Source organism: Brevibacterium sp. Lmc1, assembly GCF_057654315.1.
Genome location: NZ_CM172803.1, coordinates 1509778 through 1527369, shown reverse-complemented (window position 1 = coordinate 1527369; position 17592 = coordinate 1509778). Strand labels below are relative to the sequence as shown.

Here is a 17592-nt window from a genome sequence, read left to right as displayed (position 1 = left end):
ATATGACTGCGAACCCCAAGCACACCGACCAGCTGCCCGATGCCGATGTCGTCCTCATCGGCGCGGGCATCATGTCCGCGACTCTCGGTTCGATGCTGACTCTGCTCGATCCCGATCTGCGGATCCTCGTTCTGGAGAAGGCCGAATACATCGCCGGAGAGAGCAGCGACCCGTGGAACAATGCCGGCACCGGGCATTCGGGGTACTGCGAACTCAACTACATGCCTGACCCCGCCGATGGCGCGAAACCGGCAGAGATCGCCGGACAATTCCACCTCACCCGCCAATGGTGGGCCCATCTCGTCCGACTCGGGCTCCTCGACCCAGCGGAATTCATCCACTCGGCCCCACACATGAACCTCGTCTTCGGGGACACGGACGTCACCTACCTGCGTCGACGCGTCGACACCCTGAAAGCTGACCCGCTGTTCTCCGCAATGGAGTACACAGAGGATCCGGACACTATCGCCCGGTGGGCTCCCCTGACGATGGAGGGACGAGCCGACAGCGACGAGCCCATGGCGGCGGCCCGTCACCCTCGCGGCACCGATGTCGATTTCGGCGCTCTGACGTCGGCACTGCTGAGCATCGGGTCCACCGAGGTGCGAGCGGGTCACACAGTGACCGGGCTCGAATCGCGCACATCGGGCTGGACGGTCAGCGGATCGACACCGGCGGGACCGTTCGCCGTGCACGCGAAGACCGTGTTCGTCGGGGCCGGCGGCTTCGCGCTGCGACTCCTGCAGAAAGCCAGGATCCCCGAAGTCCGCGGCTACGCCGTCCTGCCGGTCGGGGCCGCTTTCTACCGGTGTTCGACCCCGGCGGTCGTCTCCCGCCATGATGCGAAGGTCTATGGTCAGGCCGATGTGGGCGCCCCGCCGATGTCGGTGCCGCATCTGGACCGCAGAGTCGTCGACGGCAAGGAGCATCTGCTATTCGGCCCCTACGCGACCTTCAGCACGAAGCTGCTCAAGCACGGTCGCCTCTCCGACTTCTTCACGACGGTGCGGCCTGACAACCTGCATGTCATCGCGGCCGCCGGTCTGCAGAACCTCAGTCTCGTGTCGTTCCTCGTCAAGGAGCTCGCCGCCAGCCCGTCCCGGAAATTCGCGCAGCTGCGACGCTATCTGCCCCTGGCCCGACGCAATGAGTGGGCCCTGTTGCCGGCCGGGCAGAGGGCCCAGCTGGTCAAACCGGATCGGCAGAAGATCGGCGTCCTGCAGCAGGGCACCGAACTCGTCGTCTCCGCCGACGGCTCGATCGCGGGTCTGCTCGGGGCCTCCCCCGGAGCATCGACGGCGGTGCCGATCATGGTCGATCTGCTCAAGCAGGCCTTCCCCGCCCAATGGCACGACAGCTGGGGGTCCCAGATCGCCGAGGCGGTCCCCGACCTCGATCGCACCGACTGGACCGCCGAGGCGGTCGCTCGTTCCCACGCCACGACCGATGGAGCGCTCGGCCTGTCCCCGGTCAACTTCGCGTGACCCGCGCGGACTTCCGCTGCGCGTACTCGGCCAGCGGACGGCGAGGCAATCGCCTGTCGACATAAGCCGCAGATCAGAGACCTCATTCCACTGCTTGTGCCGTTGGCGGAAGTGCACAGTGGAAATCCGACAGCTTTGTGGCAGGTTGAATTGCATGGGAGGGCTTTCGACTCTAATGTGACTCACAACACTTACTGTTAGGGAGATCACACATGAGGCGTCTGACCCGCAATTTCGTCGCAATCTGCTCCACTCTCGCACTGACCGCCGGACTCGCCGCCTGCGGCAGCGGCTCCGACGAAGCCGGCGGCGCCGGCGACACGATCGTGGCCGAGACCGCCTTCAACCTCAAGACGATCGACCCGCATCGACAATTCGAGTTCACCGGTTCGACGATCGACAGCGCCATCTACCAGACGGCGCTCGAATTCGAGGACGGTGACCTCACCAAGCCCACCGATGGCCTCTGCTCATTCGAAATGTCCGAGGACAGCAAGGAGATGACGCTGACCCTCAAAGACGAGGATGCGAAATTCTCCAACGGCGATCCCGTCACCGCCGACGACATCGTCTTCTCCTTCGAACGCCTTCAGGGCATCAAGGGCAACCCCTCGTTCTTCCTCGACGGGGTCAAGGTGAAGAAGGTCGACGACAAGACGGTCACGCTCACCAGCGCAGAGCCCAACCCTGCGCTGCCCTACATCCTCCCCAACTCCTCGATCGGCATCGTCAATTCGAAGGTGGTCAAGGAGAACGAGGGAACCACAGATGAGAAGGACGGCGCCGAACAGTTCCTCAATGAGAACTCACAGGGCTCGGGACCGTACAAGGTGGAGAAGTACGACGCCGACAGCCAGGTCGTGCTGACCGCGAACGAGCATTACAACGGTCCGGAACCGAAGTACAAGCGAGTGGTCCTGCGCAATGTCTCCGCAGAGACGCAGCTGACCGACATCCAGTCGGGTCAGGCGCAGGTCGCCTACGACCTCAACGCCGATCAGGCGAAGCAGATCGATGAGTCGATGGGCAAGATCTCCAGCCTGCCCTCGACTCGCAGCCTCTACATCTTCAACAACGCCGATGAGAAGATCGGCGGCCCCGCAGCGGACCCGAACTTCCGCAAGGCCGTCATGGCGGCGATCGACTACGACAAACTCATCGACCTCGCAGGGAAGGGATCCCAGCGCATGGCCAGTCTCGTGCCGAACGAGTTCGTCGGTGCCGTCCCGAAGGACGAGGCTCCTGAACGCGACCTCGAGAAGGCGAAGAAGCTGCTGAAGGAGGCTGGCTACGACGGAGAGAAGGTCCCCTTCCACTATTCGAGTGATCAGGCCGTCAATGGAGTCGACCTCGCACAGCTCGCCGAAACCCTGCAGGCGCAGCTGAAGGAGGCCGGCATCAACCTCGATCTCAAACCTGCTCCGAGCTCGACTCAGCTCGACGGCTTCCGCTCTGCCAAACAGCCGATGGGCATCGGAACCTGGGGCGCGGACTTCCCCGATCCGACGAACTACAACGTCTTCATTCCCGGCGGCGACGTTGCCGATCGCGTGAACTGGAGCGAGGACCCGAAGCTGAAGAAGCTTGCGGACGAAGCTGCCAAGGCGAAGGGTGATGCGCGCGATGCCGCCTACGCGAAGCTGTTCAAGGCGACCACCGACACCGCGGTGTGGATCCCGCTCGTCCAGCCGGTCAGCACCGTCGCCGTCGGTTCGAGCATTGAGAAGTTCGTCTCCAACGCCGACATCTCGTTCGACTTCGCAAAGGCAGAGTGAGGATGGCGGAAGCCACCACAGCGCCGCACGATACTGATGTCGCGTCCGCTTCTGGTGAGGCGGACGCGGCGCAGCGAGTCAGACCACCGAAGCTCCACCCACTGCTCCGGTTCATCCTCATCCGGATCGGGATTTCGCTCATTCTGATCTGGGGCGTGACCGTGGTGACGTTCCTGCTCACCAACCTCGTGCCCACCGATCCGGTCGCCGCCATCCTCGGTGACCGGGCCGCGGCAGATCCCGAGATCGTCGCGCAGACACGGGAGAAGCTCGGACTCGACCAACCGCTCCTCGTCCAGTACTTCACGTATCTGGGAAATCTGCTGCAGGGAGATCTGGGTGTCTCCAATCAGACCCGCACACCCGTGCTCGCCTCGATCGGACAGGTCTTCCCCGCATCGATCGAGCTTGGCATCGGAGCGATTCTCATCTCAGTGATCCTCGGACTGCTGCTCGGTCTGCTCAGTGCTCTCAAACAGAACAGTCTCGTCGACCACGCCATCCGCACCCTCAGCCTCATCGGCATCTCGGCACCGACTTTCTGGATCGCCACCGTCGCCTACTTCGTCTTCTTCTTCAGACTTCGAGTCGTCCCCGGCGCCGGTCGGCTCGACCCCTGGATCACCCCACCGCCGAAAGTGACCGGCCTCTACACGCTCGACTCGCTCTTGGCGGGTCAGATGGCGACTTTCGCCAATGCGCTGGGCCACCTCATTCTGCCGTCGTGCGTTCTCGCCCTCTTCACCATCGGCCTGCTCACACGTTTCAGCCGTTCGAGCGTCCTCGACATCATCAGGCTCGACTACGTCACCGCCGCCAAGGCGAAAGGGCTGCCGGCTCGGACAGTGGTCTTCAAATACATCTTCCGCGGCGCGCTGGTCCCGATCATCACCGTCGTCGGTCTGGCCTTCGGCTCCCTGCTCTCCGGAGCTGTGCTGACTGAGACCGTCTTCGCCTGGAACGGACTCGGCCAATATGCCTACCGGGGAGCGACAACGCTCGACCTGCCCGTCATCATGGGCGTCGGCCTCGTCATCGGCATCGTCTATATCCTCGTGAACTTCATCGTCGACCTGATCTACGGCTTCGTGGATCCGAGAGTGAGGGTGAGATGAGCATCGGCACCCCGAAACAGCCCGCCAATGCCCCCATCACCGAGGCGGCCCGCCGCGATCCCGTCGACCCCGGACTCAAAAGGTGGCAGATCCGCTTCCCGAAAGCCCTGCGCACTCCGCTGGGGATCGTGGGCGCTGGAATCCTCGTGCTCTGGCTGATCGCAGCGATCTTCGCACCGCTGCTGGCGCCGTTCGATGCTCTGGCGCAGAACTTTCCGAGGCTCTCGGCTCCCAACGGGGAGAATCTGCTCGGTACCGACACACTGGGCCGAGACGTGCTTTCCCGCATCCTCGTTGCTGCCCGCACCACCTTGCCCGCCGCGGTGTTCGTCGTCATCTGCTCTGCGCTGCTCGGCTCGGTCCTCGGGGCCATTGCCGGATACTTCGGTCGAGCCGTCGACGAGATCATCATGCGCATCGCCGATCTGGTGTTCGCCTTCCCCACGATCATCCTCGCCATGGTCATCGCAGCCGCCCTCGGTCCGGGCTTGAAGAACGCGATAATCGCGATCCTGCTCGTCTCCTGGCCGTCCTACGCGCGTGTCACCAGATCGCTGGTGATGACAGCGCGGGGCAGTGAGTACGTCATCGCCGGACGCCTGCTCGGATTCAGCGCGGGCAGATCACTGGCCCGCGAAATCGCACCGAACGTCATCTCTCCCGTCGTCGTGCTCGCCACCCTCGATGTCGGTTCGGCGATCCTCACCATGGCAGGACTGTCGTTTCTGTCTCTCGGTGCCGTTCCGCCGACCCCCGATTGGGGCGCAATGATCAGCGAAGGCGTCTCTCAGTTCGCTGCCTGGTGGATCGCCTTCTTCCCCGGCCTCTGCATCCTCACCATCGTCATGGCGTTCAACTTCATCGGCGACAGTCTGCGCGACACCCTCGATCCCCATACCGCCCAGGAAGTCGGTGAGACGACCTCATGAGCATGATCAGCATCAGAGACCTCAACCTGTCGGTCACTGCAGGCAAGAAGACCACTCATATCCTCAAAGACGTCTCGTTCGACCTCGAAGCAGGTCGCATCACCGGTGTCGCAGGTGCGTCTGGATCCGGCAAGACCCAGACCGGTCTGGCCGTCATGGGGCTCTCGCCCGCGGGCGCGGAACTGAGCGGAAGCATCGATTTCGACGGAGTCGAACTGGTGGGAATGCCCGCCAAGCAGCACAACCGCCTGCGCGGAGTGCAGCTGTCGATGGTCTTTCAGGATCCGGCCTCGGCGTTCCATCCCATGCTCACGGTCGGCGACCAGATCACCGACCACCTTCGACACCACCAGAAAGTGTCGAAGAAAGACGCCCTGGCCAAAGCCGTCGAGATCCTCGGCCGAACCAGGGTGCCGCACCCGAAGGAGGCGGTGAAGAAGTACCCGCACCAGTTCTCCGGCGGACAGCTGCAGCGAATCGCTTTCGCCTCGGCGATCATCTGCGATCCGAAGGTGCTCATCGCCGACGAACCGACCACAGCACTCGATGTCACCGTGCAGGCAGGCATCCTTCGGCTGCTGCGTGAACTCTGCGACGATCTCGACCTCGCCGTGCTGCTGGTCACCCACGACTTCGGAGTGCTCTCCTCGGTCGCGGACACCATCGTGGTCATGAAGAACGGCGTCGTCGTCGAAACCGGTGAACGGGAGGCGGTCATCACTGCTCCTCAACACGAATACACGCGTTCGCTCATCGAATCGCTGCCAGGAGCGGAGGTCTCCCCATGACATCGATCGACCAGGCCCCGGCCGCCGCCACCGCTCACTCCCCCGCAGCAGGGGCTCCGCTCCTGGAACTCGATTCCGTGGCATGCGAATACAAACTCGACGGCGGCGGCCGCTTCCGAGCCGTTAACGGAGTGTCTCTGCAACTGGGTCGTTCGGAGGTGCTCGGGCTCGTCGGCGAATCCGGCTGCGGCAAATCGACGCTGGCCAAACTCATCTGCGGGTTGGAGAAGCCGGCAGACGGCACCGTCACCTTCGACGGTCATCCGGTCAGAGCGCTCGGGCTGAAGAAGAGAGCGAAGGAACTGCTCGGCATTCAGATGGTCTTCCAGAACCCCTACGCGTCGCTCAATCCGCGCAGGCGGATCCGCGACCAGCTCGACGATGCGCTGGCCCTCAATCCTGACGGCGGTTGGACCGTGGAATCGCTGTTGGACGCCGTCGACCTGCCTGCCGACTCCGCACAGCGCTATTCGCATTCGTTCTCCGGCGGACAGAGGCAGCGCATCGCCATCGCTCGTGCCCTGGCGGCGGGTCCGAAAGTGCTCGTCGGTGATGAACCCATCGCCTCTCTCGATGCGTTCCTCCAAGCGCGGATCGCTCGGATGATGCGCGACCTCGCCATCGACTCCGGTGCCTCGATGATCTTCATCAGCCACGATCTCTCGGTCGTTCGCGATATCGCAGACAGGGTCGCAGTGATGGAAGCCGGACGCATCGTCGAAGTCGCCCCGACCGACCAGATCTGGAACGATCCGCAGCACCCGTATACGAAGAAGCTCCTGGCCGCGATTCCCCAGGTCGACGGCAAGGGAATCATCCCCGGCAGCGACTGATCTGCCAAGCAGCCGGCGGTCCCGAGCGACATCGAAAGGACACGAGAGTCATGGTCATCCTGATTCGCGGGGCAGAGATCTGTGCCCCCGAGCCGCTCGGAGTGCGCGACATCCTCGTGGAGGGCTCACGTATCGCCCACCTCGGCCAGGTGGATCGCGACATAGTCGCGCAGTTGCCGGCTTCGGCAGTCATCGATGCCGACGGCCTGACTGCTGTGCCCGGTTTCATCGACCCCCATGTGCACATCATCGGAGGCGGAGGCGAAGGCGGATACGCGACCCGCACTCCCGAGATCGACATCGGCGACATCATCCGCGCAGGAGTGACCACTGTCGTCGGCTGCCTCGGCACCGACTCCATCACCCGCTCTCACCGCGGCCTCCTTGCCAAAGCACGAGGCCTCGAGGAAGAGGGCATCACGACATTCGTCTACACCGGCAGCTACCAGCTTCCGGCACGAACTGTCACCGGTTCCGTCGCCGACGACATCGTCCTCATCGACAAAGTGATCGGGGCCGGCGAGATCGCCATCTCCGAAAGTCGGTCGTTCCAACCGACGATCGAAGAACTCGCCGACATCGTCAGCCAATGCCATGTCGGCGGGCTGCTCAGCGGAAAGGCCGGTGTCACTCACTTCCACGTCGGATCGCATTCGACTCGGCTCGCACCCCTGCATCGTCTCCTCGACGATTATCCGATTGCCCCGCCCGCCGTGTATGCCACCCACATCACCCGTGATGACGAGCTCATCGCCGAGGCGGTCGACCTCGCGGCCAAAGGCGCCTTCGTCGACATGACCGCCGGAGCGTCCACCGTCGAAGCGGTGAAGAAGTTCGTTGAATTCGGCGGCCATCTCGACCGACTCACCCTGTCCTCGGACGCCAACGGCAGCCTGCCGAAGTTCGATGCTCACGGACGTCTGACGGAACTCCAGGTGGCATACCAGACGACGCTGTACGACCAGGTGTGGGCGTGCGCTGATTCCAGCGGCCTGCCCCTGTCGCAGGCTCTTTCGTTCGTCACCACCAACACTGCAGACGCCCTGAAGCTCCCACGCAAGGGACGAATCCGTCCGGGCGGTGACGCCGATCTGCTGCTCGTCGACGCAGAGCACTCAATCGAGCACGGATTCGCACTGGGCCGGCCGACCATCAGCAGGGGCGAGCTGCTGGTCAGAAGCACATTCGATCAGAGGCCACGCTGAACCCGGTCAGCCTCGCGTGACCCGCGCGGACTTCCGCTGCGCGTACTCGGCAGGGCTGAAACCGGTGACGCGAACGAAATCCGTGCTGAAGTGCGATTGATCGAACCATCCGAAGTGCGCGCCGAGGTCGGCCAGAGTTCCGTCCCACCCGCGGTCGATCGCTGCGACCGCGTCGATGATCCGTGCCCTGGCCAAGACCTTCTTCACCCCGACTCCGCAGAAGCTGCTGAATATCCGCTGCAGCGTACGCTCACCGAGATCGGCTCTCTCCGAGAGGACCTTCAGGCTCACGACTTCGGGGTCGGACAGGATGTCGAGCACCCGCTTCAATCGTTCGAACGACGGGGTCATCTGCGGCCGCCAGGACAGCAGCCAGCTTTCCACCGATGCGGCCAATTCGCTGAAGTCGGGCGCCCCGGCACTCTGCGACTGCGCAAACATCTCGGAGAGTCCGAGGTCGGCATCCAACCTCGGAAACCACAGTTCGGCAGGGACGGTCGAATCACGGATGCTCGCCGGCTTCTCCTCGGAGAACGCCAGTGTCGCACCAGGCTGAAAGTTCACGCCGAAGACTCCGCCGCGCCCGAAGATTCCCACATCGAAGCGCCGTTTGGTGACCGGACCGGTCACCCATGCCCCAGGCCCGTCCACGTGCGCCCGCCGGCTGTCGCCGAACTCGAAGGTCAGATGGATGGTCGGTTCGGACAAGGTAGCCGTCTGATAGCTCTCGCCCTTCGGCAGATCCCACTCGACGGCCCAATAGCGTTTGACGAAGGGGCGCAGGCGCTCGGCGACGACACGAACGGACGAATAGCGCGCATGCTCGAGCATCTCCCCCGGCTTGAGCACACGTCCGAAGAAGTGCTGCGGCATCTCTTCTCCCGGTGACGCATTTTTCCTAGTGACGTCGTCGTCCATGGCACAAGAATGTCAGACATGACTGAAACACAGAAGACCGACACCGCCGCGACCACCGCCGACAACTCCACTACAGCACCCGTCGCCACACTGGCGATGGTCACCCTTGACGCCCCGAACGCTGCCGTTCTCGGAGAGTTCTACTCTTCAGTCCTCGGCTGGCCCATCGCCTATTCGGACGAGAGTTATGCCATGCTCACTGGTCCCAGCCATGCACTGGGCATCGGCACGATCCCGGACTATCAGCGACCGAGCTGGCCCGACGACGGACACAAGCAGTTCCACCTCGACCTCGCCGCCGACGACATCCATGCGGCAGCCGATCGCTGCGTCGAACTCGGAGCTACCCGAGCCGAAACGCAGCCTGGTGAGACCTGGGTCGTGCTCCTCGATCCCGCCGGTCATCCGTTCTGCATCTCGGACGCGAAGAACTGGGGCTGAGCATCCCCGCAGACCTGACAGCCGAGCTCTCAGCTCCGCCCGGCCTTGTCCGCCCGCACAATGTAGTGAGACCCATCGAGACCATCGACGAGGATCGTCGCCTCATGCCTCGCATTCCCTCCGGAGACGATCCAGTTGGGCTTGAGCACTCCGCGCAGACCGCCAGCAGGAGTGATATCGATGCCCATACCGAGCTTCACCGTCTTGACGACCTTCGCACGTGCCAATGATCGCGCGGTCCGCTCCGCCTCATCCCGAGTCGGCGGCGGTCCCGACTGCTCGCCGATCAGACTCGACCACTCCGATGATCCCGCCGTGGCGCCGCGAGGGGTGAAGTCGGCGATCATACCCCTGCCCGACAAGGCGTTGACGAGCACGTCCATCCGCTGCACCGGCCCGGATGCGCTCCGACGGAAGAGTCCGCGGGTGCGCACGTCGAGGGCGGCCCACCAGAACGGATGATGCACCGCTTGGACCTCGGCGAGCGCGTCAGGGAGTTTGCGCTGGAAGACGGCGAGCGCCTCGGCGGCGGTGACGTGCGGGTCCATCCGCACCGGATCCTCAGTCTGCAGATCCGGGCCGACCGGGCGCCCGGTTCCGATCTCGGCACTCATCTCAGACGTCCTTCGGAACCTGACCGGCCAGGGAATCGTTCTGACCGGTGAGCATGTGTGCTGGGATCGCGCCGATCTTGTCGGTCTCCTTCATCGCCTCGAGGACGTGGGCAGGCACCGGATGCGAGCGCTGAGTGGCCAGGGAGACGAGGATGAGGGCCAGGGTCGAGCACACGATGCCTACTCCCATCGGGTCGACTCCGGTGACGTCGACGAGTCCTGTCAGCTGCCACACGACCGACGACACAGTGCCGGCGATCATCGACCAGATCGCTCCGGGCACGTTCGCCTTCTTCCACCAGGCGGCGGCGATGTAGACGGGGACGAACGCGGCACCGAGCACCGTGGTCGAGAAGATGACCACCTCGGCGACGGCCGGCGGATCATTCACCGCGACGAAGTAGCCGATGATCGCCAGCACGAGAACGGTGAACCGGGAGACCCAGACGGACTGCTGGTCGGACATGTCCTTCTTGAAGAAGCGTTGGAACAGATCTTGGCTGGCGATCGTGCCCGACTGCAGCAGCAGAGCGTCGGCTGTGGACATGATCGCAGCCATGATTCCTGCCATGACGATGCCTACGGCGAAGTTCGGCAGCACAGTGTCTGCGACTTCGAAGACCGCGAGCTCCGGATTGTCCAGAGTCGGCAGCAGGATGAGCGCCATGATGCCGACGATGTAGGGAGCGGGGATGAACAGCAGGTTGAAGCCGGTGGCGTAGAGGCTGGCGCGCCTGGCCACCGAGGGCCGCTTCATCGCCATATGGCTGACGTTGACGTGCGGCCAGCCCATATAGCCGATAGAGAAGACGAGGACGGCGCCGACGATGACTCCCCATTGGACGGATTCGATCCCGTCCGGTCCCCACATGGTCAGCAGGTTCGGGTTGATCTGTCCGACCGTCTCGTTGCCGGCTGTCCACCCGCCCACGGCCTGCAGACATCCGATGAGGATCCACACCATGCCGATGAGCATGATGATCGCCTGCACGAAGTCGGTGTAGGCCACGGCGAGGTAGCCGCCGAGAAAGGTGTAGAAGACGATGACGCCGACGGCGATGAGCAGCGCCCAGGCATACGGAATGCCGGTGACCATCTCGAGTCCGCGCCCGCCGGCGATGAACTGACTCATCACATAGAAGAAGATGCAGAACAGGGCGACCGGCGCGGCGATCGCGCGGATCCACTTCGACGGATATCGATGTTCGAGGTATTCGATCGAGGTGAGCGACCCGAGGATCTGGGAGAGCTTGCGCATCCGCCGGCCCAGGATCGAGAGGTTGAGAACACCGCCGCCGATGTCGCCCATCGCGTACCACAGAGAGAAGTAGCCCTTCGTATACGCCAGCGATCCCGCACCGAGGAACATGTACCCCGACATCGACGACGACTGCAGGCGCAGAGCCGTGACCGCAGCGCCCAGGCTGCGACCGCCGAGCAGATATCCCTCGCTGCCCTTCGAACCTATCTTGAGCGTCCACACGCCGATGCCGGCCATGGCGAGGAAGTAGATGACGAGGAACCAGGTTTCGATGTTCATGCCGCTCCCCCGTTTCCTTTCGCCGAGGCGGCCCCGCCGTCTCGTCCGTCCGCTCCGTTCGCGGTTCTCGCCAGGGCCTGATCCTCAGCCATGTCCTCGGCCTTCCAACCGCGGGAGAGGAAGACGAAGACGAGGGTGTAGATCACCCAGATCGCGGGGATGCCGACGATGATGACGACCGTCGCCGTCGGAAGACCGAACACGTTGACCACCTCGTTGTGATGCGGGAATACAGATGATGTGAATGAGATTACAAGTTATCGCGAGAAGCCTGAGTCTGCAGCGCCAAGTTCGCATGGTGGGAACGCGGGGCACGACTGTCTGACCGACCTGTCGGTTCGATGCGCGTGTCCGTTCCGCAGCGCGGGCTCACTCAACGGTGAACTGGCGCTCGTGGAGTCCCGTCGCGGCACCCGGAATGGCGGGCCGGCGTTCCGAGGTCTGCACGTTTCCGTCCTGGTCGACCGCGCGCACGCTGACCGTGTGCGTGCCGGTGCTCAGTCCCGTGTGCTCGCATCGCCACTGGCGCCAGGTGTCGGCGGTGAGTTCTTCGCTGAGTTCCGCTTCCGCCCAGTCGCCGTTGTCGATGCGCACCTGCACCTTCTCGATGCCTGTGTGCTGCGCCCAGGCCATGCCTGCGGTGACGACCCGGCCGCCGCTCTTGGGCGTGACAGTGGCCCCGGGGCGGGGCACGTCGATGCGCGAGGCCACCAGCACGGGTCCGTGCGTGGCCCAGCCGCGCGTCGTCCAATATGCCTCTTTGTCCGCGAACCGGGTGATTTCGAGATCGGTCACCCATTTCGTTGCCGAGACGTAGCCGTAGAGTCCGGGGACGACCAGGCGTGCCGGGTATCCGTGGTCGCGTGGCAGAGCATGACCGTTCATGGCCACGGCCAGCAGGGCCGCGCGATCGTCGGTGAGCACTTCGAGTGGGGTGGAGGCGGTGAAACCGTCATCGGAGCCCGAGAGCACCATGTCCGCACCGGAGTGCGGTTTCGCCCGTGCCAGCAGGTCCCGGATCGGATAGCCCAGCCATTTCGCATTGCCCACCAGGTCGCCGCCGACCTCGTTCGAGACGCAGGCCAGGGTCACATAGTGCTCCTGGAGCGGGAGGTCGAGGAGTTCGGCCATCGTGATCGTGAACTCGTGCTCGACCATGCCGTGGACGCGCAGCATCCATGTTCCCGCGTCGATCGACGGCGGGAAGAGCGCTGTGTCGATGCGGTAGAAATCCTGGGTCTCCGTGACCAGCGGGGTCAGTCCGGGCACGTCGAGTTCCGCTCCGGTGGGAATCTCCGGCGCCGAGGCGGCCGGTCGCGGGAGGACGAGCTTCGTCACCGTTCCTGCCGCACTGCGGGCCAGTGTGGCCGCGGACTGCCCGGCCGCGACGGCGGCGATGCCGACCGCGCTCAGTCCCGCGGCCAGCCCGAAGAAGGCCCGTCGACCCGGCCTGGCCGGAGTTCGATGCTGCGTGTCGGCTCCGGCGTCCTCGGCGTCGGAGCGAGCCTCAGTGCCTCCACCGGTGCGAGCCGGAACTGTCGCGACGTGAAGGAGGACGAGGAAGGCTGCGGCCCCGGCGGCGATTCCGCCGAGACTCGGCAGGGTGGCCACAAGCCCGGCACCGGAGCTGAAGCCGACGACGGCAGGCAGCAGGCCGAAACCGATGAGCAGGACGAGCGCCAGACCGCGACGGCGAGCGCCGATCCACCCGATGATCGCACCGCACCCCGCCCCTCCTGCCACGATGGTGATGACGAGGGCGAATTTGTCGTGAGTGCCGAAGACCGCGATCGCGGACTTGATGAGCACGGTAGGCATCAGCGGGATGAGTGCCTGGCCGATGAGCAGAGCAGGAGCCGACGCCACGTCCAGGCTGCGGGCGATGAGTTCGGCCGTGCCGAAATAGATGAGTGTCGCAACGACCCCGGCGAGCACAGAGGGCCACGTGCGCTGAGTACTCCCCACCATGCCCTCCTTCTCCCCCATGCTCAGGCCAGGTTTCGACGCAGGCGCACGACCGCCTCGGTGAGGGCGCTGATGCGGTTCTCGCGATCGGGTTCGGGCAGTGTCCGAGCCGAACGCAGTCCGTGTTCGAGGAGCACGACGACCTGATCGGCGAGGGTCTGATCTCCGAGTTCTGGGACCGGCCGGGCCTCGGAGCCGATCCATGAGAACTCGGCCAGGGCCTCACGGATGACTGCACGTCTGCTCGGTGCCGGTGGGGCCGCCTCGTCGAGTTGGGCAGTGGTCAGGGAGATGATCCGGATGCGCAGACGGCGCACCTCGGTCTCGAGTTCCGCCGCTGCCGTGGTCATGGACTCATGATAGTCCTCGTCGATGGGAACAGCGGCGGAACCTCAGACGATGATCAGGTGTCGGCCACCCAGACGGTCATGGTTTCCTGATAGGTGTCCAGGGCTTCCGGGCCGTTGTCGCGGCCCCAGAATCCGGACTGTCGCAGTCCGCCGAACGGAGTGGCTTCGGTGCCTTCGCTGTAGCCGTTGACCGCGAGGGTGCCCACGCGGATCCGGCTCGCCCACCACCGCACTTGGGCGATGTCCTCGCACCACACGCTCGACGCCAGCCCATAGGGTTCGCCGTTGATGAGGTCCACAGCGTCGTCGCGATTGGTGCGTCGCAGCAGCTGGGTCACGGGGCCGAAGATCTCTCCACGGCCGAGTTCGCTGGCATCGGGCACGCCTTCGATGACGGTCGGCGGATACCAGGTGCCGATGTCGGGGACGTCGGCACGGGTGTTGAGGATCCGCGCTCCCTTCTCCACGGCTTCGTCGACCCAGGCGGTGATACGATCGCGGGCGCGAGCATTGATCACCGGGCCGACGTCCGTATCGGCGTCGAACGGATCGCCGACGGTGAGTGCCTCGGTCGCGGTGATGAGTGCGGTGCGGAACTCGGCGAACCTCTCGTCATCGTCGCCGACGTAGATCACCCGAGAGGCGGCGGTGCAGTTCTGGCCGCTGGTGCCGAAGGACGCACCGGCGATGTCGGCGGCGATCGCCTCGAAATCCGTGGCGTGTGCGGAGTCGACGATATAACCGGCCCGTCCGCCGAGTTCGAGGGACACCTTCTTGAGGTTCGACCGGGCCGAGGACTCGAGGAAGGACCTGCCGACGGGTCCCGAACCGGTGAAGGTGAGCACGTCGATGTCGTTGTGCAGACCCATCGCGGCGCCGATCGCTGAGCCGGTGCCGGTGAGGACGTTGAGAATGCCGTCGGGCACCCCCGCCTCGGTGGCGAGCCTGGCGAGGTGGAGGGCGCTGAGCGTCGAATCCTCAGAGGTCTTGACGACCATCGCATTGCCGGCGGCCAGCGCCGGGGCGATCTTCCAGCCGAGCATGGCCACGGGATAGTTCCACGGCAGGATCGCTCCGACGACCCCGCTGGGCACCTTCGTCACCCAGCCCCAACCGTCAGGATTCTGCAGGTAGCGTCCGTCGTCGCGCGAGATGAGGTCGGCGCTCAGTCTGAGGTTCGCGGCGACATCGGGGACGTCTTCCTCGACGCTGCCGAGGGCGACCTTTCCGGCTTCGATGCCGTCGAGGTAGGCGATCTCTGCGGCATCGGCTTCGACGAGGTCGGCGAGGCGACGCAGCACCCGCGCCCGCAGCTTCGCGTCTCCTGCCCAGTCGGCCTCGTTGAAGGCGGTGCGCGCTGTGGCGACGGTGTCATCGAGCTGCTGAACGCTGGCCGCGGACAGGCTTCCGATCACTGTTCCGTCGCTCGGTGAGATGAGACCGATCTCGTCGCCGGTGCCGGTGACGGCGCGGCCGCCGATCCACTGTCCGAAATTGCCGTCGATGATGGCCCGAAGCGCGGTTCGACCGCGGTCGACGAGGGTGCTGTCAGTTGAAGACGTAGGGCTCATGCTGCGTGTTTCCTCTCCAGTTCGGCGATCGCGTCGAGCAGCGACGCCAATGAGTCGGGACCGGCTGTCGGCAGGGGTGGACGCACCGGTCCCTGTTCGTGACCGGTTCGGCCGAGCGCCTGTTTGATGAGTGAGATGAAGGCGGAGTCACCCTCGATGAGTCCGAGGGCATGCCCGAGGCTTCTCCATAGGTCGACGGCGCCGGCCCAATCACCGCTGTCGGCCAGCTCCCACAGTCTCTGGCAGTGATCGGGCAGCAGCCACGCCGAGGCCGCCACCCAGCCGCTGGCGCCCTGGGCGAAGCCCTCGAGGGCGATTCCGTCGGCCCCGACGAAGATCTCGGTATCCTCGCCGAGGCGGTCGCGCAGCTCCCGGATCCGTGTGGCTTCGCCGGAGGTCTCTTTGACGCTCCAGAGTCGGCCGGTGTGCTGGAGCGCGGCGAGGTGGTCCGGGAGCAGGTCGGTGCCGGTGGAGTGGGGATTGTTGTAGACCATGACCGGCAGTTCGGACGCGGTCAGCACCGGGTGCAAGGCGGCGATGACGGCGTCTGGTTCGAGTCCGCCGTAGAAGGGAGGGGTGACCATGACGGCGTCGGCGCCCCAGCCGGCGGCATCCGAGATCTGGGCCGACATCTCTGCCGGGGTGTAGGCCATACAGCCGATGACCACGTGCGCCCGACCGTCGACGGCGGAGACGATGGTCTTGATCTGTGCTTCCCGCTCAGCGGCGCTGAGTGCCAGCGCCTCCCCCGTGGCGCCGAGGCCGAGAAGCCCGGTCACTCCTGAGGCGAGCACCTCCTCGACGCGACTGCCCAGGGCGTCGAGGTTCTGGTCTCCGTCGTCGGAATAGGGGGTCGTCGGAACGGCGAACACACCGCGCATCGGATTCGTCATCGAATCGTCCTCTCAGGCCATGAGGTCTCTGGTCCGCGCTTCATCGATGAAGACGGTCCGCCGACGCTTCTCGTCGGTATCTCAGACGATAGGCAGAAAAGTGATCACAAGCAATGGGCAGCTCGCAACGCACGACGAAGGGCGGACCCCCTTCTCGGGGATCCGCCCTTCGTTCAGCGTTCGGCCGCGACCCACAGTTGTGGAGCGGTCACGTCTCTCAGTCTCTGAAGTAGGAGATGAGGCGCAGGATCTCGACGTAGAGCCAGATGAGGGTGACCATGAGCGAGAACGCGCACATCCAGGAGTACTTCTCCGGGATCTTGTGCTTGACGCCCTCTTCGATCATCTGGAAGTCCATGATCAGTGTCATCGCAGCGAGCACTGTGGCGACGAGGCCGATGACGATGCCCAGCGGAATTCCGAAGATCTCCATGCTGCGGACCCCTCCGGTTCCGAAGGCCAGTCCGAAGACGAGGTTGACGATCGAGAAGATCGCGTAGCCGCCGACGGCGATCACCATGAACTTCATCATCTTCGAGCCGTAGCGCACGCCCTTGAACTTGAAGAGGGCGAGCATGATCGCGAAGACGCTGAGAGTGGCGAGCACGGCCTGGACGACGATGCCGGAGTACATGGACTCGAAGATCGCGGAGATGCCGCCGAGGAACACACCCTCGAACGCGGCATAGCTGATGATCAGGGCCTTGTTCGGTTCCTTCTTGAAGGCGTTGACGAGGCCGAGGACGAGGCCGATGAGCATCGCCGGGAGGGCGAGGACAGGCACGAGCCAGCCGACGACGGCACCGGCGAGGAGGATGGCGAAGAGCACACCGGTCTTCATCATCACATCGTCATAGGTCATCGCACGGTCGGCGACCTGGGGCCCGGCGTTGCGGTTCTCCGCGGCAGGCTGGTTGAAGAGGTTGTTGAGCTCCTGATCGGACATGACCGGCTGGTTGCGTCCAGCCTGGGCGCCCTGGTTGATAGCCCGGTTCATCATGGGGTTACTCACGGTCGAGATCCTTTCGATCTGAGTAGAATATGCGCAGCCGGGAGGCTGCACAGATGATCGTTCACGGTCACAGTCTAACCGGACGGTCTGGACGGGAACTGAGGATTCCCGCCTACAGCGTCCGACGTTGCACGATCGTGATGCTGTGGTGGACAACAC

Annotated in this window: 17 protein-coding genes; 8 read left to right on the top strand and 9 right to left on the bottom strand. The window is 64.5% G+C overall.

Going from position 1 to position 17592, the window contains the following annotated elements:
• Positions 1-2: 2 nt before the first annotated feature.
• The 7 genes from AC239G_RS06720 to iadA all read left to right on the top strand — a co-directional run bounded on the left by AC239G_RS06720 (position 3) and on the right by iadA (position 8129).
• Positions 3-1484 (top strand): malate:quinone oxidoreductase, encoded by a 1482-nt coding sequence (locus tag AC239G_RS06720; protein ID WP_487489995.1) that lies wholly within the window; start codon positions 3-5, stop codon positions 1482-1484.
• A 212-nt stretch (positions 1485-1696) separates the two neighbouring features.
• Positions 1697-3259, top strand: a complete 1563-nt coding sequence (locus AC239G_RS06715) for an ABC transporter substrate-binding protein (protein WP_139469632.1) — start codon at positions 1697-1699, stop codon at positions 3257-3259.
• 2 nt (positions 3260-3261) lie between these two features.
• On the top strand, positions 3262-4374 hold the full coding sequence (locus AC239G_RS06710; RefSeq protein ID WP_248284051.1) for an ABC transporter permease: 1113 nt from the start codon (positions 3262-3264) through the stop codon (positions 4372-4374).
• Entirely contained in the window at positions 4371-5303 is a 933-nt protein-coding gene (locus tag AC239G_RS06705) for an ABC transporter permease (protein WP_139469633.1), read from the top strand. Before AC239G_RS06710 ends, AC239G_RS06705 begins: the two co-directional genes overlap by 4 nt.
• Positions 5300-6091 (top strand): ABC transporter ATP-binding protein, encoded by a 792-nt coding sequence (locus tag AC239G_RS06700; RefSeq protein ID WP_139469634.1) that lies wholly within the window; start codon positions 5300-5302, stop codon positions 6089-6091. Before AC239G_RS06705 ends, AC239G_RS06700 begins: the two co-directional genes overlap by 4 nt.
• Entirely contained in the window at positions 6088-6924 is an 837-nt protein-coding gene (locus AC239G_RS06695; protein ID WP_139469635.1) for an ABC transporter ATP-binding protein, read from the top strand. The genes AC239G_RS06700 and AC239G_RS06695 overlap by 4 nt, the downstream gene beginning before the upstream one ends.
• A gap of 50 nt (positions 6925-6974) precedes the next feature.
• On the top strand, positions 6975-8129 hold the full coding sequence (iadA, locus tag AC239G_RS06690) for a beta-aspartyl-peptidase (RefSeq protein ID WP_487489994.1): 1155 nt from the start codon (positions 6975-6977) through the stop codon (positions 8127-8129).
• A 6-nt stretch (positions 8130-8135) separates the two neighbouring features.
• Here the strand turns inward: iadA and AC239G_RS06685 are convergent, their stop codons facing one another.
• Positions 8136-9047 carry a DUF6597 domain-containing transcriptional factor gene (locus AC239G_RS06685; protein ID WP_487489993.1) on the bottom strand — a complete coding sequence of 304 codons (912 nt, stop codon included), beginning with the start codon at positions 9045-9047 and terminating at the stop codon, positions 8136-8138.
• 18 nt (positions 9048-9065) lie between these two features.
• Between AC239G_RS06685 and AC239G_RS06680 the strand changes: the two genes are divergently transcribed.
• A complete protein-coding gene (locus tag AC239G_RS06680) occupies positions 9066-9488 on the top strand; it encodes a VOC family protein (RefSeq protein ID WP_482401590.1) in 423 nt (140 codons plus the stop codon).
• Positions 9489-9517: 29 nt separating this feature from the next.
• Here AC239G_RS06680 and AC239G_RS06675 read toward each other — a convergent pair whose 3' ends face one another.
• From AC239G_RS06675 to AC239G_RS06640, 8 genes are all read right to left on the bottom strand, one after another.
• Positions 9518-10102 (bottom strand): hypothetical protein, encoded by a 585-nt coding sequence (locus AC239G_RS06675; RefSeq protein ID WP_482401589.1) that lies wholly within the window; start codon positions 10100-10102, stop codon positions 9518-9520.
• 1 nt (position 10103) lies between these two features.
• On the bottom strand, positions 10104-11642 hold the full coding sequence (locus AC239G_RS06670; RefSeq protein WP_181270311.1) for a sodium/proline symporter: 1539 nt from the start codon (positions 11640-11642) through the stop codon (positions 10104-10106).
• Positions 11639-11845: a hypothetical protein gene (locus AC239G_RS06665; RefSeq protein WP_139469641.1), complete on the bottom strand. Its 207-nt coding sequence runs from the start codon at positions 11843-11845 to the stop codon at positions 11639-11641. Before AC239G_RS06665 ends, AC239G_RS06670 begins: the two co-directional genes overlap by 4 nt.
• A 166-nt stretch (positions 11846-12011) precedes the next feature.
• Positions 12012-13610 carry a molybdopterin-dependent oxidoreductase gene (locus AC239G_RS06660; RefSeq protein WP_181270310.1) on the bottom strand — a complete coding sequence of 533 codons (1599 nt, stop codon included), beginning with the start codon at positions 13608-13610 and terminating at the stop codon, positions 12012-12014.
• A gap of 20 nt (positions 13611-13630) precedes the next feature.
• Positions 13631-13957 carry a hypothetical protein gene (locus AC239G_RS06655; protein WP_181270309.1) on the bottom strand — a complete coding sequence of 109 codons (327 nt, stop codon included), beginning with the start codon at positions 13955-13957 and terminating at the stop codon, positions 13631-13633.
• A 53-nt stretch (positions 13958-14010) separates the two neighbouring features.
• Positions 14011-15528 carry an aldehyde dehydrogenase family protein gene (locus tag AC239G_RS06650; protein WP_139469644.1) on the bottom strand — a complete coding sequence of 506 codons (1518 nt, stop codon included), beginning with the start codon at positions 15526-15528 and terminating at the stop codon, positions 14011-14013.
• Positions 15525-16421: a dihydrodipicolinate synthase family protein gene (locus AC239G_RS06645; protein WP_139469645.1), complete on the bottom strand. Its 897-nt coding sequence runs from the start codon at positions 16419-16421 to the stop codon at positions 15525-15527. The genes AC239G_RS06650 and AC239G_RS06645 overlap by 4 nt, the downstream gene beginning before the upstream one ends.
• Before the next feature lie 217 nt (positions 16422-16638).
• A complete protein-coding gene (locus AC239G_RS06640) occupies positions 16639-17421 on the bottom strand; it encodes a Bax inhibitor-1/YccA family protein (RefSeq protein ID WP_139469709.1) in 783 nt (260 codons plus the stop codon).
• Positions 17422-17592: the final 171 nt, after the last annotated feature.

Excerpts from the sequence above, each read along its gene's own strand:
- AC239G_RS06720 (WP_487489995.1), top strand. The coding sequence starts at position 3 with ATGACTGCGAACCCCAAGCACACCGACCAGCTGCCCGATGCCGATGTC.
- AC239G_RS06715 (WP_139469632.1), top strand. The coding sequence starts at position 1,697 with ATGAGGCGTCTGACCCGCAATTTCGTCGCAATCTGCTCCACTCTCGCA.
- AC239G_RS06710 (WP_248284051.1), top strand. The coding sequence starts at position 3,262 with ATGGCGGAAGCCACCACAGCGCCGCACGATACTGATGTCGCGTCCGCT.
- AC239G_RS06705 (WP_139469633.1), top strand. The coding sequence starts at position 4,371 with ATGAGCATCGGCACCCCGAAACAGCCCGCCAATGCCCCCATCACCGAG.
- AC239G_RS06700 (WP_139469634.1), top strand. The coding sequence starts at position 5,300 with ATGAGCATGATCAGCATCAGAGACCTCAACCTGTCGGTCACTGCAGGC.
- AC239G_RS06695 (WP_139469635.1), top strand. The coding sequence starts at position 6,088 with ATGACATCGATCGACCAGGCCCCGGCCGCCGCCACCGCTCACTCCCCC.
- iadA (WP_487489994.1), top strand. The coding sequence starts at position 6,975 with ATGGTCATCCTGATTCGCGGGGCAGAGATCTGTGCCCCCGAGCCGCTC.
- AC239G_RS06685 (WP_487489993.1), bottom strand. The coding sequence starts at position 9,047 with ATGGACGACGACGTCACTAGGAAAAATGCGTCACCGGGAGAAGAGATG.
- AC239G_RS06680 (WP_482401590.1), top strand. The coding sequence starts at position 9,066 with ATGACTGAAACACAGAAGACCGACACCGCCGCGACCACCGCCGACAAC.
- AC239G_RS06675 (WP_482401589.1), bottom strand. The coding sequence starts at position 10,102 with ATGAGTGCCGAGATCGGAACCGGGCGCCCGGTCGGCCCGGATCTGCAG.
- AC239G_RS06670 (WP_181270311.1), bottom strand. The coding sequence starts at position 11,642 with ATGAACATCGAAACCTGGTTCCTCGTCATCTACTTCCTCGCCATGGCC.
- AC239G_RS06660 (WP_181270310.1), bottom strand. The coding sequence starts at position 13,610 with ATGGTGGGGAGTACTCAGCGCACGTGGCCCTCTGTGCTCGCCGGGGTC.
- AC239G_RS06655 (WP_181270309.1), bottom strand. The coding sequence starts at position 13,957 with ATGACCACGGCAGCGGCGGAACTCGAGACCGAGGTGCGCCGTCTGCGC.
- AC239G_RS06650 (WP_139469644.1), bottom strand. The coding sequence starts at position 15,528 with ATGAGCCCTACGTCTTCAACTGACAGCACCCTCGTCGACCGCGGTCGA.
- AC239G_RS06645 (WP_139469645.1), bottom strand. The coding sequence starts at position 16,421 with ATGACGAATCCGATGCGCGGTGTGTTCGCCGTTCCGACGACCCCCTAT.
- AC239G_RS06640 (WP_139469709.1), bottom strand. The coding sequence starts at position 17,421 with ATGATGAACCGGGCTATCAACCAGGGCGCCCAGGCTGGACGCAACCAG.